This is a genomic window from Nocardia sp. NBC_01377, from assembly GCF_045040005.1.
GTDB lineage: Bacteria > Actinomycetota > Actinomycetes > Mycobacteriales > Mycobacteriaceae > Nocardia > Nocardia noduli.
Genome location: NZ_CP109566.1, coordinates 4,591,051 through 4,607,297, shown reverse-complemented (window position 1 = coordinate 4,607,297; position 16,247 = coordinate 4,591,051). Strand labels below are relative to the sequence as shown.

Sequence of the window (16,247 nt, the reverse complement as noted above, 5' to 3'; positions counted from 1 at the left end):
GCAGTCGAAGAACAGTTACGGAAGGTGAGCGAAATGCGCGGCTATGTCGTCAGACGGCTGGGGCAGGCGGTGCTGGTGCTGTGGGCCGCCTACACCCTGTCCTTCGTCCTGCTCAGCGCGTTGCCGGGGGATTCGGTCAACAACCGGATCCAGAATCCGGACGCGCAGATCTCGCCGGAGGCCGGACGGATCATGCTGGAGTTCTACGGCCTCGACCGGCCGATCTTCGAACAGTATCTGCTCGGGATACGCGGGGTGCTGACCGGGGAATTCGGCTATTCGCTCGTCAACGGCAAACCCGTCACGCAATTGCTCGCCGAGGTACTGCCGAGCACCGTGCGGTTGACCGCGCTCGGTCTGGTCTTCGGCCTGCTCTTCGCGGTGGTCGTCGCGCTCGCGAGCAACTACGCGCCGTGGGCGTGGTTGCGCGGCCTGTTCGGCACCGCGCCCGCGCTGTTCGCCTCGGTGCCGACCTTCGTCGTCGGCATCCTGGCGCTCCAGTTCCTGTCCTTCCGGTTCCACCTGATCCCCTCGGTCGACGACGGCAGTCTCCTGGCACTGATCGCCCCCGCCGCGACGCTGGGACTGTTGATCGCCGCGCCGATCTCACAGGTTTTCGCGCTCTCGATCCACGCCACGCGCCGCGCGCCGTTCGTCCACGTGCTGCACGCGAAGGGTGCGGGCGAGGGGTACATCTTCCGCAAGGACGTGCTGCGCAATTCGTCGCTGCCGGTGTTGACCCTGCTCGGGCTGGCGCTCGGCGAGTTGATCGCGGGGTCGGTCGTGACGGAATCGGTCTACGCCAGGGACGGCATCGGGCAGCTCACGGTCGGGGCCGTCGACACCCAGGACCTGCCGGTCGTGCAGGGCGTGGTGCTGCTGTCGACGGCGGCCTATGTCCTGGTGAATCTCGCCGTCGACCTGATTTATCCGTTCGTCGACCCGCGCGTGCTCGTCGACGGCAGGACGCAGCGGGTGACGCGGGTCCGCCGCACCCGCGGGCGCAAACCCGTGGCCCGGGTCGTGGCGCCGACACCGCACCGTCTTCCGCCGGAAATGGCGATGCCGTGACCGCCGTCGTCGAGACCGGGAAGTCCGGTGCGGCAACGCCGCTCACGAGCGAGAAGCGTTCGCGCGAGCGCGTGATCACGGCCGTGCGCTGGTTGGGCGGACACTGGAGTCTGCTGCTCGCGATCGTCGTCGTGGCCGTGGTGTTGCTGTGGGCGCTGGTGCCGGGCCTGTTCGTCGCCTACGACCCGTTGGCGGTGGATCCGGCGAGCAAACTGAAACCCCCGTCGGGGCAGCACTGGTTCGGCACCGACCAACTCGGCCGTGACCTCTACAGCCGGGTCGTCTACGGTGCGCGCGCGTCGCTGACCGGATCGGCGGTCGCCGTCGCGGTCGGTGTCGCGGTCGGCACCCTGCTCGGGGTGCTCGCGGGATGGTTCGCCGGATTCACCGACAGCGTCCTGATGCGGATCATCGACGTGGTGCTGTCGATTCCGGGCTTCCTGCTCGCGATCACCATCGTCGTCCTGCTCGGCTTCGGGGTCTTCCAGGCCGGTGTCGCGGTCGGGCTGACCGTGTCGGCGACCTTCGCGCGGTTGATCCGCTCGGAGGTCATGAAGGCGCGCACGAGCAATTACGTCGAGGCCGCGATCACCAGCGGCGCTTCCACTTTCGATATTCTGCGCCGCCACGTGATCCCGAATTCGATCGCGCCGACCGTCTCGCTGATCACCGTGCAGTTCGGTATCGCCATCGTCTGGATCGCCTCGCTGAGTTTCCTCGGACTCGGCGCGCAGCCGCCCGATCCGGAATGGGGGCGGCTGGTCTCCGACGGGCGCAACTACATCGCCACGCGCGGCTGGTTGACGCTGTGGCCGGGCCTCACCGTCGTGGTCGTCGTCCTCGCGACGAATCACATCTCGCACCACATCACCAGGAGGACGTCATCGTGAGTGTCGTCCCCGAACATCTCGTCGCCGAACACCCGGTCACCGAATCCGCCGTGACCGCTCCGGTTCTCGCGGTGCGGAACCTCAGCGTCGGCTACCGCGTGAAACGGCGTATCGAACCGGTCGTCCACGACGTGTCCTTCGAGGTGGGGCCGGGACAGGTGCTGGCACTGGTAGGGGAGTCGGGCTCCGGCAAGACCACCACCGCGCACGCCGTCCTCGGATTGCTCCCCGGCAACGGCGAGGTGATCGGCGGCCGCATCACCTTCCGCGACCAGGTTCTCACCGATCTGTCGGCGAAGGGCTGGCGCGAGATCCGCGGCCGCGCGGTGAGTCTCATCCCGCAGGATCCGACCGTCTCGCTCGACCCGGTGCGCCGCGTCGGCGACCAGGTCGAAGACGTGTTGCTGCTGCATACCGACCTGGGCGCCGAGGCGCGAAGGGCACGCGTGCTCGAACTGTTCGAACTGGTCGGCTTCGACGATGTGGAACGCCGCTTCCGGCAGTACCCGCACGAACTCTCCGGCGGCATGCGCCAGCGGGTGCTGATCGCGACGGCGGTGGCGGCCGAGCCGGATCTGATCATCGCCGATGAGCCGACCTCCGCCCTCGACGCGACCGTGCAGAAACAGGTGCTCGACCTGATCGACGACATTCGCGTGCGCACCGGCACCGCCCTGGTGCTGGTGACGCACGACCTCGGCGTGGCCGCCGACCGGTCCGACATCATCGGCGTGATGCGCGACGGCCGACTCGTCGAAGCGGGACCGACCGCGCGGGTCGTCGCGAATCCGGGCCACGACTACACCCGCCGACTGCTCGACAGCGTGCCCGCGCGGCGCGTCGGGACGCGGACCCGGGCGGCGGTGGGGCAGGACCGCGCCGTCGTCATCGAAGTATCCGAACTGCGCAAGGAGTACGGCGCCGTCGCCGCGGTCGACGGCGTCTCGTTCGAGGTGCGCCGGGGCGAGACGTTCTCCCTCGTCGGAGAGTCGGGCAGCGGCAAATCGACCACCGCGCGCGTGCTGACGGGGCTCACCGAGGCGACCTCGGGCCGAGTCTCCTTGTTGGGCAACGACATCGCCCGGATCGGCCGACGTGGGTTCCGGCCGCTGCGGCGTGACGTGCAGATCGTCTATCAGAATCCGTTCTCGTCGTTCGACCCGAGATTCGACGTGTACGACGTCGTCGAGGAGCCGTTGCGCTCGTTCCGGTCCACCCGTCGCCCGCGCGGTCGGCGTCCCGACCTGGACCGGGTCGTCGCCGCGCTGGAGGCCGCCGCGCTGCCCGCCGATTTCGTGAACCGCCACCCCGGCGAACTGTCCGGCGGGCAACGGCAACGGGTCGCGATAGCGCGGGCACTGGTTCTCGAACCGAAGGTCGTCGTCCTGGACGAGCCGATCTCGGCACTGGACGTCTCGGTCGCGGCGCAGATCCTGGATCTGCTGCGCACCCTGCAAGAGGAACGCGGCCTGACCTACCTGTTCATCTCCCACGACCTCGCCGTCGTCCGCGCCATCTCGGATCGGGTGGCGGTGATGCGGCACGGGCACATCGTCGAACAGGGCGCGGTGGAACAGGTCTTCTCCGATCCAGCCAACGAGTACACGGTGCGACTGATCGACGCGATCGCGGGCCGCGAACTCACCGTAGGAGGTTTGTCATGACTGCTCCGTCTCGTCTGGACCACGCGCTGGTGCGGATCCGGTCGGTGCTGGCCGAACTCGCCCTCGGTGTCGGTGCGCGCGACCTGGCCTTCGAACATCCCGACGAACTGGTGCGGGAACTGGCCGACGCCGGATTCGGGCGGCTGCGGGTTCCCGTCGAATTCGGCGGGTTCGACGTGGACCTGCCGACGCTGTTCGATCTGCTCGCCGAAGCGGGACAGGCGGATTCGAATATCCCGCAGATCTGGCGCGGCCATTTCACCACCGTCGAGATCCTGCGCGCGGAGATCGACGAGGACGTCAGGCAGTACTGGCTGCGCCGCGTCGGCGCGGGCGAGGTATTCGGCAACGCCCAGTCCGAGCCGTCGGCCGTGGTCGCCGAGGCCGTCGCCGCTGGCGCGGCGGTGCGGGAATGGGGTGCGACGACGACGCGGGTGCGCACCGACGAGAACGGCGACCGTTTCGTCTCCGGCACCAAGTTCTATTCGACCGGAGCCAGATTCGCCGACCACATCCGCGCGGCGGTGGCCGACGACAAGGGCACGCGCGGTTTCGTCGTCATTCCGGCCCGGCACGCGGGCGTCACCCACGTCGACGATTGGGACGGGATCGGGCAGCGCCAGACCGGCAGCGGCACAACGCTGTTCGACGATGTTCCGGTCGAGCCGCACGGTGATATCGGCGCCTTCAAGGAATCGCTGCGCGGGCTCGACTCGTTCGTGCAGATCGTGCACCTGGCGAATCTGACGGGGATCGCGCGCGGCATCGTCACCGAGACGGTCGATCTCGTTCGCGCGCGCACCAGGACGAGCCTGCACGCCCTCACGCAGACGGCGACCGAGGATCCCGAGGTCCTCGGCGTGATCGGCCTGCTGGAGACCCGCAGGCTCACCGCGGAGACACTGCTGCGGCTGGCCGCGCAACGCCTGGAGGACGCGCACGCGGGCGGCGCCGAAGCCGATTTCACCCGGGCCTACCTCGACACCTCGGCGGCGCAGGTCGCCGTGATCGAGGCGGTACTCGACGCGGCGACCAGGGCTTTCGACGCGGTCGGATCGTCGGCGGCGCGTAACAGCGTCCACCTGGACCGGCACTGGCGCAACGCCAGAACCCTCGCCTCGCACAATCCGGTGGTCTACAAGCCGAGGGTGATCGGGAATTTCCTGGTCAACGATGTCGCACCGGTGCCGGGCTACTACCGCAACCGGCCGTCGGTCACCGACGCGGCCGAGCGGTCGGAGACCTCGCGATGACCGCCCTGCACGCCGAACCCGAAACAGAGTCGGCGACAACGGATTCGGTGTTCACCGTCGACGGCGTGCGTGCCGCGATCGGTCCGGTCCTGCGCCGTCTCGGCGACAGCGCGGCGCTGCGGGAACAGACCCGCGACTACGCCTTCGCCGACGTCGCGGCCCTGGCCGCCGCCGGAATCGGACTCGTCGGCATCGCCGAGGACGACGGCGGCGCGGGCGGATCGCTGCGCGAAGTGACCGAGGTGATCATCGACGTGGCGCGCGCGGATTCCAGTGTCGCGCAGGCCCTGCGCAGCACATTCCTGATCGCGAACCAGGTCGCGAGCCGACCCGACCTGCCGCACCGCGCGCTGATCCTGGCCCGGCTGCGTGACCGGGATCTGTTCGCGGGCACCGTGAACGAGCGTACCGGCGGCGCGAGCGGACAGACCAACGCGACCGCCCGCCGCGAGGGCGCGGGCTGGGTGATCACCGGCGAGAAATACTACTCCACCGGCGGTCTCTACGCGTCCTGGTTCTCCACCCAGGCGTCGGCCGAGGACGGCACCCCGGTGCGCTTCATCGTGCCGCTCGATCGCGCGGGGGTGGAACGGCTCGACGATTTCGACGCCGTGGGCCAGCGGCTCACCGCCAGCGGCACCACCCGCTTCACCGAGGTGCGGGTGTCCGACGACGAGGTGACCGTGCTCGGCGACAGTCAGCCGGACAATCCGTGGGCGGGTTCGTTCGCCCAGCTCTATCTCGCGGCGGTACAGGCGGGGATCGCCGCGCGAGCCCTCGACGACGCGGTCGGATACGTGCGGGAGAAGGCGCGGCCGATCAAGCACAGTTCCGCGTCGACGAGCGCGCAGGATCCCTATGTCAGGGAGACGATCGGCCGGATCGCCGCGCGTGCGCAGGCGGCGCGGGCCGTCGTCCTGCTCGCGGCCGAGGCGCTCGAAGATATCCGGGGTCTGACCGGCACCGCCGCGCGCGAGGCGGGCGCGGCCGCCGCGGTGCACGTCGCCCAGGCGGGAACGATCGCCATCGAATCCGCGCTGAACGCGGCCGAACTGCTCTTCGACGTCGGCGGCGGTTCGATCACCGATCGCGCGCTCGGCTTCGACCGGCACTGGCGCAATTCCCGCACCGCGGCCAATCACAATCCGAGACAGTGGAAGGACGCGGTCGCCGGGGCCTATCACCTGACCGGCGAAGAACCGCCGACCACCGGCCTCTTCTGAGTTCCCACCCGACAACACATCGAACGGAAGACGACATACCGATGAGCTCGAGCCCCTACGACCTGACCTACGCCGCCGCGGCCGACCGCTACGAGAAGGTTCCCTACCGCCGCACCGGAAGATCCGGCCTGGATCTTCCGGCCTTCTCCTTCGGGTTGTGGCAGAAGTTCGGCACCGACTACCCGTTCGCCACGCAGCGCGAGATCATCCTGCACGCCTTCGATCTCGGCATCACCCATTTCGACAACGCCGACCGCTACGGTCCGCCGCATCGCGCCGCCCAGAAGAATTTCGGCGCCGTCCTGTCCAAGGATCTGGCGGCCTACCGTGACGAGCTGATCCTGTCGACCAAGGCGGGTAACCCCATCGGCCCGAGCCCGTATCTGCGCGGCGGCTCGCGCAAATCGATCCTCACCTCGCTCGACCACAGCCTGCGGGATCTTGGCACCGATTACGTCGACATCTTCTACCACCACAGCCCCGACCTCACCACGCCGCTGGAGGAATCGGTCGGCGCGCTGGTCAGCGCCGTGGAACAGGGCAAGGCGCTCTACATCGGTATCTCCAACTATCAGGCCGAGCGCACCCACGAGGCCGCCGAACTGCTGCGGCAGGCAGGCGTTCCGCTGCTGATCCACCAGGCCCGCTATTCGATCTACGACCGGCGACCCGAACGCGACGGACTGCTCGACACCGCCGCCCAGGACGGATTCGGCGTGATCGTCTACTCGCCGCTGGCGCAGGGTCTGCTCACCGACAAGTACCTGGAGACGATTCCGGCGGGCGCGCGGGCGCAGAACAGCAGTTTCCTGTCTCCCGACGTGATCGACGAGATCTACCGGCAGCGCACCTCCGAACTCAACAAGATCGCCGAGGCACGCGGGCAGTCGCTCGCCCAGCTGGCGCTGCAATGGGTGCTGCGCAGGCCCGAAGTCACCTCGGCGCTGATCGGCGCGAGTTCGACCGCGCAACTCGACCACAATATCGCCGCCGTGGAATTCCCCGATTTCACCGACGACGAACTGGCCCTCATCGAGGAACACGGCGTGCACGGGACCGGTCTGAACCTCTGACCCGTCCCGAGCCCGACGACACGACGCCGCGAGAACCCCCGGCAGGTAACCGTTCTCGCGGCGTCCCCGTATCACCCCGCCTGCCGTAGCTCACATACGAGAGGTCGACGATGTCCGGATTCCACCTCAATCTGTCGCTGATGACGCCGGGGCATTTCCGGCACGCGTGGCGGCGCGATCACGCCGATCCGCTCGCCTACCTCGATATCGACTACTTCCAGCGGCTGGCGAAGATCGCCGAAGCCGCGAAGATCGACGCGGTCTTCCTCGGCGACGGCCCGGCCTTGCGCGGCGAGATCGAGGAAGCGCCCGGCACCGGCATCGATCCGCTGATACTGCTCGGCAATCTGGCGGCGGTGACCGAGAATCTCGGCGTCGTGATCACCTCGTCCACCACCTACAACTCGCCCTACAACCTCGCACGGCGCTTCCAGGCGCTCGATCACGTCACCAAGGGCCGGGCGGCGGTCAATATCGTCACGACCGGAACCCCCGCCGCGGCAGCCAATTTCGGCCTCACCGAACATCCGGACAAAGAGACCCGCTATCGCCGGGCCTGGGAATTCCTCGATGTCGTCACCCGGCTGTGGGACAGCTGGGAATCGGGGTGGCTCGTCGCGGACAAGGAGTCGGGTCACTACGCCGACCTCGGCAAGATCCACCCGATCGACCACGAGGGCGAATTCTTCTCCGTCGCGGGCCCGCTGCCGGTCGCGTCCGGCCCGCAGGGCAGGCCGGTGGTGGTGCAGGCGGGCGGGTCCGAGGGCGGACTCACACTCGCGGGCGATTTCGCCGACGTCGTGTTCACCGTCGCGCAGACCCGGGCGATGGCGGTCGCGTTCCGCAACGATATCCGGCGGCGCGCCGCGGCGGCCGGTCGTCATCCCGACGACGTGAAGATCTCCCTCGGTGTCGTGGTGCTCGTCGAGGCGACCGAGGAACAGGCCCGCCGCCGCGAACAGGAACTCTACGATCGGCTTCCCATCGACCGGCTCACCGCCGCGCTGCTGACCAATCTCGGTCTGCCGCAGGACAGTTTCGGCCCCGACGATCCGATCGGGGCCGACGATCTGCCCGAAACCCTTCCCGCCGGAGCGTTTTCCACCGGATTCGGTATCTCCACCCGCGCGCTCATCGCGGAGGGGCCGCGCACTCCGCGCGAACTCGTCCAGCGCGGTGCGGGCGGTTCCGGGCACCGGCTGGTCGTCGGCTCGGCCGAACAGGTCGCCGACGATCTGGCGGGCTGGTACGAGGCGGGCACGGCCGACGGTTTCACCGTCATGCCCGCGGAAACCGCCATCGACCTGCCGAATTTCACCGAACTGGTGGTGCCGATCCTGCAGGAGCGGGGCCTGTTCCAGAAGGAATACGCCGCGCCGACGCTACGGGAGCGGTTCGGTCTGCCCTTCCCGCATCGCGAGCGCGCCGCCGACAGCCTGCCCGCCTGACGGGATCGTGTCGTCCCTACCGGCCCGGCCCGGTGGGGACAGCGGCACCAACGCCGCGGCCGCGAGCAGCGCCGCCGCGCCGACCAGGAGCAGGAACCGCCAGTCGCTCAGCCAGGCCGCGGCGAGCGGAGCCCCGGCCCGTGACAGCGCGATCGGCACCGTCATCACCGCCAGAATGCTCGCGAAACGGGCGACGCCGAAGGTGTCGGCGACGATCGAGGGCCGCGCGACGACACTGATCCCGTAGCCGAGTCCGAACGCGACGACACAGGACATGGTCAGCGCCAACGAGGTGCCCATCAGCGGTAACAGCACCAGCCCGAGCCCCTGGACGGCGAACGACACCGCCGTCACCCGCGTCATCCCGTAGCGGTGTGCCAGCGGAGCCAGTGCGAGCCGGGAGAAGATCTGGGCGACACCGACCGTGATCGGCAGTGCGGCAGCGGTCGTCGCCGAATGCCCGACATCGCGGAAGTAGGTCACCATCATCAGCAGGAAGGCCGAGGTCGACCCGCTCTGTGCCACGAAAGCGATGACCAGGAGCCAGAAGTCGCGATCGCGCAGCGCGCTGCCGATCGGGACACCGCTGCGTTGCGTGACCCGGCCGGTGTGGGCGGCGGTGCTCGGCACCGCCCACAGGTGCGCGGGCACGGCGATCAGCGCGAGACCGGCGGCGAGGGTGAGCAAGGTGTGGCGCCAGCCGAGATGGCCGTCGAGCCAGCCGGCCAGGAAGTAGTAGAAGCTGGTGGCGAGGCCGCAGATCATCGTCACCGCGACGATCGCGCCGTCGCGGTGTTTCGCGTCGGTCGCGACGACCAGGACCGCGAACGCCGCCTCGTAGGTCGACATCGCCAGGGCGAGCCCGACGAGGGTGAACGCGAGATAGAGCTGGGCCAGGCTGTCGGCCTGCGACCACAGCACCACGGCGAGGACGCCGATCGCCGAACCGGTGCTCATGAGCACCCTGCCGCCGTATCGGTCCAGCAGCGCGCCGACCGGAACCGCGGCGAGCGCGCCGACCAACGTCGAGATCGTGGCCGCGCCGGTGACCGCCGTCCGCGAGACGCCGAGGGCTTCCGACATGGGAATGAGCAGCACCGTGAACGCCTGGATCATCGCGCCGTACCCGACGGTCTGGGTGATGGCGAAGACGACGACCAGCCGTCGCCAGTGCTGCGATTCGCGTTGCGGGAGAGGGGCGGTGGTGGTGCTGTCCGCCGTCACTCTCCGAGCAGCGGAAGCAATTGATCGCCCTGACGCTCGATCTCCCGCAGATACGGGGTGTCGGAGAGTACGAAGTGCGTGATGCCGAGGTCGCGGTATCTGCGCAGCGATTCGGCGACATCCTCTGGCGAACCGACCAGCCAGGTGGTGCCTGCGCCGCCGCCGCCGTATCGGCCGGGCGCGGTGTAGAGGTTGTCGTCGATGACATCGCCGCGCGCGGCCAGGTCGAGCAGTCGCTGCTGACCGACGGCGGTGCGGCGGTGCGGGTTCTGTGCGGGATCGGGCTGGTTCTTCGCCATCTCCGCGACCTTCGCCTCCGCCTCGGCCCAGGCCTGCTCGGTGGTGTCACGGACGAAAGTGGTGACGCGCAAACCGAATTCGAGCGGCGCGTGTTCGCGGCCGAGTTCGGCGCTCAGCGTCCGCAGGTGTTCGATCCGCTCCTGCACACCGGCGAGCGGCTCGCCCCAGAACAGTTGCACGTCGGCCTCGGTCGCGGCCACCCGCTGCGCGGCCTCGGACGCGCCACCGAAATACAGCGTCGGGTGCCGCCGCTCGCCGCGCCGGGCGATCCTCGGGGTCACGGTGGAATCGGTGACCCGGTAGTGCTCGCCGTGGAAAGTGACGTTGTCCTCGGTCCACAGTTTACGGACGAGCTGGAGGAATTCCTTGGTCCTGGCGTAGCGATCGGCCTGATCTTCCTCGGCTTCGCCGTACGCGCCGAGATTGTCCTTGCCGGACACGATATTGACGCGCAACCGTCCTCCGGACAGATGGTCGAGCGAGGCCGCGGCGGAGGCGAAATGGGCCGGACGCCAGTATCCGGGACGGATCGCGACCAGCGGCTCGAACGTCTCGGTCCGCGCGGCGAGCGCGGTGGCGACGGTGAAGGTGTCGGGCCGCCCCCAGCCGGTACCGACGAGCGCGCCCTTCCATCCGTGCGCCTCGAGTGCTTTCGCCTGCGCGGTCAGCGTGTCCAGGCTGTTGTGATCGGCGGTGACCGGTTCGCCGCGGTGTCCGGGCGTGACCTGATTGGGGATGTACCAGAGGAATTCGAGACTCATGCGGGTTGATCCTGTTCGGTGGTGCGGTCACCGGGTCGACGACGACCGACATCCGGTCATCGAGATTATCGACCCGGATGTCCGGCCGGATCCGGCGCCGAACGCGCCACGGCGGGAGGGGGAACCCGTGATCTGCGACGACCGACCCGATCGGAAATAAATTCCGGGAGATTCGATGGACCGATCCCGCGTTCGCGGCGGCTGTGCCCGGCGAGCCCGGTGGACGGCGGTAGGTCGCGTAGCAAACAGGTGGCGCGGTATGTATTCGTGGCCGTCGCCGGGCGTCGAAACTCCCCTGATGCAGCGAGAACATGATCGACTTGTCATCTCACTCGGTAGGGCATTCGGTCCCGAATTCTGGTGCCAGTTACTAGCGGTGGGTGGGTAACCCTGTTACCGTGGCACTCGATCGGAAGTTCGTATATGCGGTTCGCCTCAGCGCGCGATAGGGACACGTCGACGACAGTGCCGAGCCTGCATGTCCACGCGGAACGAGGTACCACCATGGCTCGAGTCCTCCCGTCGTCTGCGTCGCCGGTGTACGAGGGTTTCGCGACGGCTACCGGGGGCAGGTGGTTGTATCCCACGGCCGTGACCACCGAGGGAACCTGCCAGGGGCTGGCCGAGGCCGTCGACTGGGTGACAGCCGTGACCCGCCGTATCGGTGGCACCGTGCTGGTGTGGGTACCGAACGATTCGGCCGTCGACACCTGTGCCGCCCTGCGTGAATTCGTCGACACCCAGCGCGTCGTCGCCGCCGTGGCGGGCGAGGCCGCCCCCGAATGGCACCGCGGTCCGGTACTCGCGGTCTGGCCGAGCCGCGCCGAACTCGCCGAACTCGCCGACGACCCGCGCACCACCGCACTGTGCGTCGCACCGGCGCGCAACGCCGACCTGGTCGCCTGGGCGGCCCTGACGGATCCGGAACTGCTCGCCGACGCCGTGTTACCGCCGACGCCGCCCACGACGAATCCCATCGTCGCCCAGGCGCTGATCACCATGAGCGGCATGCTCACCACGCCGCTGACGCTCGCCTCACCCTCGGATCATCGCGACGCGACTGCCATTCTCGACATCCTGCACCGGGCGGGCCACGGATTCAGTGCCGACGCCATCTACACGTGGGCGCTCGCGCACGGCTGGCCGGCACTCGGCGCGGGACGGCTGGCCGAACTGGCGTCGAGTTTCGACACCGGGAATCCGCCGCCGCTGCCGGGCGGGAATCCGTTCCATCCCGGCGCCATCGAGCTGTGGCAGGCCAGGTCGGCCGAGGCCGCGCATACGAGTATCCGATCGGGATGGACCTCCCGCACCGAGGTGCGTGACCTCGCCGGGACCCGCTGACCGCTATTCGGCCGCTCGTTCCGGGATGACCGCGTCGGCGGAATCGTCCTCGGGCGTGGCCGGTGCGGGCAGGGTGAACCGGAATCGGGTTCCGCCGGTGTAGTCGGTGTCGATCCAGATCTTGCCGCCGTGGTACTCCACGATCTTCTTGCATACGGCCAGCCCTATGCCCGTTCCGCCGTATTCGTCGCGATTGTGCAGTCGCTGGAAGATGACGAACACCTTGTCGGCGAACTCGGGTGCGATGCCGATCCCGTTGTCGGCCACCGAGAACTCCCACATGCCGGTGCCACTGTCGAGTTCGCAGTCGACGCGGATGGCGGGCGTGAGATCGGGTGTTCGGAATTTGATGGCGTTGGCGATCAGGTTCTGCCACAGCATGGTCAGCAGCGTGGGATCGCCGACGACCTCGGGCAGCCGGGCCGGTAGTTCGATACGGCTTCCCGTGCCTTCGATGACCGAGGAGATATTGGTCAGCGCCGCGTCGAGCGTGCGGCCGAGGCCGATGCGTTCGGTCCGGTCGGTGAGTCGGCCCACGCGGGAGAAGGCCAGCAGATCGTTGATCAGGATCTGCATGCGTTTGGCGCCGTCGACGGCGTAGTCGATGTACTGCTTGCCGCGCGCGTCGAGTTGGTCGCCGTAGCGTTTCTCCAGCAGCTGACAGAACGAGGCGACCTTGCGCAACGGTTCTTGGAGGTCGTGGGAGGCGACGTAGGCGAACTGTTCCAGCTCGGTGTTGGAGCGGCGCAGCTCCTCGGTCTGGGCGTCCAGATCGGCCTTCTGCCGGGAAAGGACGGCCTCCTGGCCGCGCGAGGACTCCAGTTCCGCGACGATGCGCGTGCGCATACTCTCCACCGCCGCCGCGACCGTGGTGACATCGGCGGGGCCCGCGACGCCGATGTGGTGGGTGAAATCGCCGCCGCCGACGCGCAGCGAGGCCTCCGTCAACGCCGAGATGGGCCGGGCGACGAGCCTGCGCACCAGAATCGTCAGCGCCACCCCGGTGATCAGGAAGACCGCCACCATCAGCGTGAGCACCGTATCGCGCAGCACCCGCGCGTTCTCGAGTTCGCGACGGTCCTCGGCGATGGCGTCGGCCATACCTTCGTTCTGTCTGTCGAAGGCCGCCCGCAGCGTGTCGAACAGCTCCTTACCGCGCGCCGACGAACTCGCCGTGCCCGGCGCCGGTGCGCCTGCGGTCACCGCGGCCGCGTAGCCGGAGCGCCAGTCGTTCGCGGCCTTCTCGGCGGCGTCCAACTCGGCCAGCCGGTCGGGACGGTCGGCGAGCAGGCTGCGGATTCGGTCGGCCGCTCGGGCCTGCTCCCGCTGTCCGTCGAGATAGGGCTGGAGGAATTGCTGGTCACCGGTGATCGTGAAGCCACGGACGCCGGTCTCCTGATTGATCAGCGCGTTCTGCCACCGATAGGTCTCCACCGACGCGGGCTGGGTGTGGTCGAGCAACCGGTCGGTCACCGTGCCGGTGTGGGCGATCACTTGGGCGCCCACCGCCGCTCCGATGATCACGACGATCGCCATCGAGGCCAGGACCAGCTGAAACCAGGTCTGCACGGTGAAGCGGCCGATGAATGAAGTCCTGCTCTCGACGGTTGTCAACGCTGGCCCTGCTTTCGATTCGGTTCCGGCTCAGCGTAGGTGCACGATCGTGATCGCGACATCGGGGGCGAGCACGGGGAATCGGCGGACGACATCGGTAGACCGAGTTGTGGAACGACAGATGATTTCCCGGCGCGAGAACGGTCGGTAGTGGTACCGACGGGGAAGGATGTCAGCGCGTGAGCGAACCAAGGATCTTGACGCGAGGAATCGTGTTCGGCGAGTCACCGCGATGGCACGACGGACGGCTGTGGTTCTCGGACTGGGGTGCGGGGCGGGTGATCGCGCTCGACGCCGACGGCGGACAGCAGACGATCGCGCGGATCGACTCGTTCCCGATGTGTATCGATTTCCTGCCGGACGGAGCGCTGCTGGTGGTGGACTCGGCCCACCGGCAGCTCCTGCGCCGCGACGACGCCGGCTCGATGCGGCGATACGCCGACCTGTCCGCGATATCGGACAAGCCGTGGAACGACATCGTCGTCGACCAGCGCGGCAATACCTACGTCAACAGCATCGGGTTCGATTTTCCCAGCGGCGAATTCGCACCGGGGCTGATCGTCGTCGTCGGCCCGGACGGTGGCGTGCGGCGCGTCGCGGACGATCTGGCGTTCCCCAACGGCATGGCGGTCACCGCCGACGGCGCGACGCTGATCGTCGCCGAGTCCTACGCCGAAAGGCTCACCGCCTACCGGATCGCCGACGACGGCGGTCTCACCGACCGGCGGGTGTGGGCCGAGACTCCCGGCGACCATCCGGACGGAATCTGCGTCGACGCCGAGGGCCTGGTCTGGTACGCCGATGTGGGCAACAGGCACTGCGTCAGAATCGCCGAGGGTGGCGCGCTCGCGCAGCGGGTCGCGTTCGACCGCGGGGCTTTCGCCTGTGCCCTCGATCGGGGCGAGAATGCGCACCTGTACGTCGTCGGCCAGAACTGGGGCGGTGCGGAGACCGAGGAACCCGGCGGTGTGGTCGCGGTGTTCCCCGCACCCGCGCCCGGCGCGGGCAGGCCGTGACGGAATTTTCTCGAAGTGGTGGCGTCGACACCGTGCCCCGACAGCGCGGTGCCGACTGCCCCACCCACGGAGCCGCCGTTGGGTAGCTCCACTATGTCGATTACCCGCTGACCGGCGGTTCAACCCTCACGGTCCACCCGTGGGCGCGCCCGGCGGTGTCGCCGGGCGCTGATCGAGCGGGTCAGTCGTGGGCGGGTTCGGTGTAGCGCTGCAGGTAGAGCGGCTCGCCGAGCTTCTCGAGCAGGTCGAGTTCGGTCTCCAGGTAGTCGACGTGGGATTCCTCGTCCTCGAGAATGTGCTCGAAGATGCGGGCCGAGGTGACGTCGCCGCGGGAGCGCATCAGGTCGATGCCACGGCGGAGCCGTTCGACGGCTTCCAATTCGATTTGCAGATCGGCTCGCAGTTGCTCGGGCACGCTCTGCCCGATCCGCAGCGGATTGAGTTTCTGGTAGTTCGGCAGGCCCTCGAGAAAAAGGATGCGGTCGGTGAGGACCTCCGCGTGCTTCATCTCATCGATGGATTCGTGACGCGTGTAGCTCGCTAGTTTCTTGAAACCCCAGTTTTCCTGCATCTTGGCGTGCAGGAAGTACTGGTTGATCGCCGTGAGTTCGGCCGTCAGCTGCTCGTTGAGCAGCGTGAGGATGTCCTGGTCGCCTTCCATGGGTCAGATGGTGACACAGATCTACCCCGGGCGCGCTCGGACGAGAGGGCGTGTCGGGTCAGGCAGCCGAGGATTCGGACACCTCGGACACCTGTAGTGCCTCCGTCAGCCGCGCTCGGCTGATGACTTCGGCCAACCGGGTGGTGCAACTTCCACAGCCCGGTTTCCAGCCGCATGCTTTCTTCACTTGGCGGACGGTGCACGCACCTGCCGCAACGCAGGTGTGAACGTCTCCTTCGGAGACCGCGTTACAGATACAGACGTACATGACACCCTCACAACTTCGTGGATTTTCCTGAGGTTAGGCTCCGCTCTGGAGGTTAGCCTCCCCTAATGTATAGCAGGTGAGGCGGCGGAACGGAACCTCCCACGCGGATCGATATTCGGGCAGGTCAGGACGGTGCGCCAGGTGAGGCCGAGCGTCTCCGCTCGGTCGCAGCGTCGGGAATCCGGTGATCGAGGCTGTCAAGATGGCATGACACCTATCGGCGCGCGGGGGCAGGAGCGTGCCGTACGGGGAGGGTGTCGCGTGTGTCGCGGAGGGGCCGGTGCGCGCGCGCCGCCTGCGGTGCGCCCGGAATTCTGCCGGGCCGTTCAGGATCCGGTTCCCGCCGCGGGCGTCGATCTCTGATGCGCTGTGCCACAGCGTATTCGCGCACCGATATCGCGTAGGTGACGACTCGGCGAATACCCGCCATCGTGCGG

At 68.2% G+C, this 16,247-nt stretch carries 14 protein-coding genes; 9 read left to right on the top strand and 5 right to left on the bottom strand.

The features are described 5' to 3' along the window. Nucleotides 1-33 precede the first annotated feature (33 nt). From OG225_RS21260 to OG225_RS21230, 7 genes are all read left to right on the top strand, one after another. Entirely contained in the window at nt 34-1,071 is a 1,038-nt protein-coding gene (locus OG225_RS21260; RefSeq protein ID WP_405183323.1) for an ABC transporter permease, read from the top strand. Beyond that, nucleotides 1,068-1,961: an ABC transporter permease gene (locus OG225_RS21255; RefSeq protein WP_405176948.1), complete on the top strand. Its 894-nt coding sequence runs from the start codon at nt 1,068-1,070 to the stop codon at nt 1,959-1,961. The genes OG225_RS21260 and OG225_RS21255 overlap by 4 nt, the downstream gene beginning before the upstream one ends. A gap of 50 nt (nt 1,962-2,011) precedes the next feature. Further along, nucleotides 2,012-3,625 carry a dipeptide ABC transporter ATP-binding protein gene (locus tag OG225_RS21250; RefSeq protein WP_405183322.1) on the top strand — a complete coding sequence of 538 codons (1,614 nt, stop codon included), beginning with the start codon at nt 2,012-2,014 and terminating at the stop codon, nt 3,623-3,625. Beyond that, on the top strand, nt 3,622-4,878 hold the full coding sequence (locus OG225_RS21245; protein ID WP_405176947.1) for an acyl-CoA dehydrogenase family protein: 1,257 nt from the start codon (nt 3,622-3,624) through the stop codon (nt 4,876-4,878). The genes OG225_RS21250 and OG225_RS21245 overlap by 4 nt, the downstream gene beginning before the upstream one ends. Beyond that, complete coding sequence (locus OG225_RS21240) at nt 4,875-6,101, top strand: acyl-CoA dehydrogenase family protein (protein WP_405176946.1); 1,227 nt, start codon at nt 4,875-4,877, stop codon at nt 6,099-6,101. Before OG225_RS21245 ends, OG225_RS21240 begins: the two co-directional genes overlap by 4 nt. A 41-nt stretch (nt 6,102-6,142) precedes the next feature. Further along, entirely contained in the window at nt 6,143-7,174 is a 1,032-nt protein-coding gene (locus OG225_RS21235) for an aldo/keto reductase (protein ID WP_405176945.1), read from the top strand. A gap of 110 nt (nt 7,175-7,284) precedes the next feature. Continuing rightward, nucleotides 7,285-8,622 (top strand): NtaA/DmoA family FMN-dependent monooxygenase, encoded by a 1,338-nt coding sequence (locus OG225_RS21230; protein ID WP_405176944.1) that lies wholly within the window; start codon nt 7,285-7,287, stop codon nt 8,620-8,622. Here the strand turns inward: OG225_RS21230 and OG225_RS21225 are convergent. Beyond that, on the bottom strand, nt 8,557-9,846 hold the full coding sequence (locus tag OG225_RS21225) for an MFS transporter (RefSeq protein ID WP_405176943.1): 1,290 nt from the start codon (nt 9,844-9,846) through the stop codon (nt 8,557-8,559). The genes OG225_RS21230 and OG225_RS21225 overlap by 66 nt on opposite strands. Then, nucleotides 9,843-10,907, bottom strand: a complete 1,065-nt coding sequence (locus OG225_RS21220; protein WP_405176942.1) for an LLM class flavin-dependent oxidoreductase — start codon at nt 10,905-10,907, stop codon at nt 9,843-9,845. Before OG225_RS21220 ends, OG225_RS21225 begins: the two co-directional genes overlap by 4 nt. A gap of 591 nt (nt 10,908-11,498) precedes the next feature. Between OG225_RS21220 and OG225_RS21215 the strand changes: the two genes are divergently transcribed. Then, the gene (locus OG225_RS21215; RefSeq protein ID WP_405176941.1) at nt 11,499-12,251 is read left to right on the top strand and encodes a hypothetical protein; all 753 of its coding nucleotides are present in this window, start codon (nt 11,499-11,501) and stop codon (nt 12,249-12,251) included. Between the two features lie 3 nt (nt 12,252-12,254). On the opposite strand, the gene OG225_RS21210 is transcribed toward OG225_RS21215, so the two are convergent. Beyond that, nucleotides 12,255-13,865, bottom strand: a complete 1,611-nt coding sequence (locus OG225_RS21210) for an ATP-binding protein (RefSeq protein WP_405176940.1) — start codon at nt 13,863-13,865, stop codon at nt 12,255-12,257. Between the two features lie 179 nt (nt 13,866-14,044). Between OG225_RS21210 and OG225_RS21205 the strand changes: the two genes are divergently transcribed. Further along, a complete protein-coding gene (locus OG225_RS21205; protein ID WP_405176939.1) occupies nt 14,045-14,881 on the top strand; it encodes an SMP-30/gluconolactonase/LRE family protein in 837 nt (278 codons plus the stop codon). A gap of 181 nt (nt 14,882-15,062) precedes the next feature. Here the strand turns inward: OG225_RS21205 and bfr are convergent, their stop codons facing one another. Continuing rightward, the gene (bfr, locus tag OG225_RS21200) at nt 15,063-15,542 is read right to left on the bottom strand and encodes a bacterioferritin (RefSeq protein WP_405176938.1); all 480 of its coding nucleotides are present in this window, start codon (nt 15,540-15,542) and stop codon (nt 15,063-15,065) included. Between the two features lie 58 nt (nt 15,543-15,600). Further along, the gene (locus OG225_RS21195; RefSeq protein WP_405176937.1) at nt 15,601-15,810 is read right to left on the bottom strand and encodes a bacterioferritin-associated ferredoxin; all 210 of its coding nucleotides are present in this window, start codon (nt 15,808-15,810) and stop codon (nt 15,601-15,603) included. Between the last annotated feature and the right edge of the window lie 437 nt (nt 15,811-16,247).

Bases quoted from the DNA above. Each gene is read 5' to 3' on its own strand.
- OG225_RS21260 (WP_405183323.1), top strand. From the start codon at position 34: ATGCGCGGCTATGTCGTCAGACGGCTGGGGCAGGCGGTGCTGGTGCTG.
- OG225_RS21245 (WP_405176947.1), top strand. From the start codon at position 3,622: ATGACTGCTCCGTCTCGTCTGGACCACGCGCTGGTGCGGATCCGGTCG.
- OG225_RS21240 (WP_405176946.1), top strand. From the start codon at position 4,875: ATGACCGCCCTGCACGCCGAACCCGAAACAGAGTCGGCGACAACGGAT.
- OG225_RS21235 (WP_405176945.1), top strand. From the start codon at position 6,143: ATGAGCTCGAGCCCCTACGACCTGACCTACGCCGCCGCGGCCGACCGC.
- OG225_RS21230 (WP_405176944.1), top strand. From the start codon at position 7,285: ATGTCCGGATTCCACCTCAATCTGTCGCTGATGACGCCGGGGCATTTC.
- OG225_RS21220 (WP_405176942.1), bottom strand. From the start codon at position 10,907: ATGAGTCTCGAATTCCTCTGGTACATCCCCAATCAGGTCACGCCCGGA.
- bfr (WP_405176938.1), bottom strand. From the start codon at position 15,542: ATGGAAGGCGACCAGGACATCCTCACGCTGCTCAACGAGCAGCTGACG.
- OG225_RS21195 (WP_405176937.1), bottom strand. From the start codon at position 15,810: ATGTACGTCTGTATCTGTAACGCGGTCTCCGAAGGAGACGTTCACACC.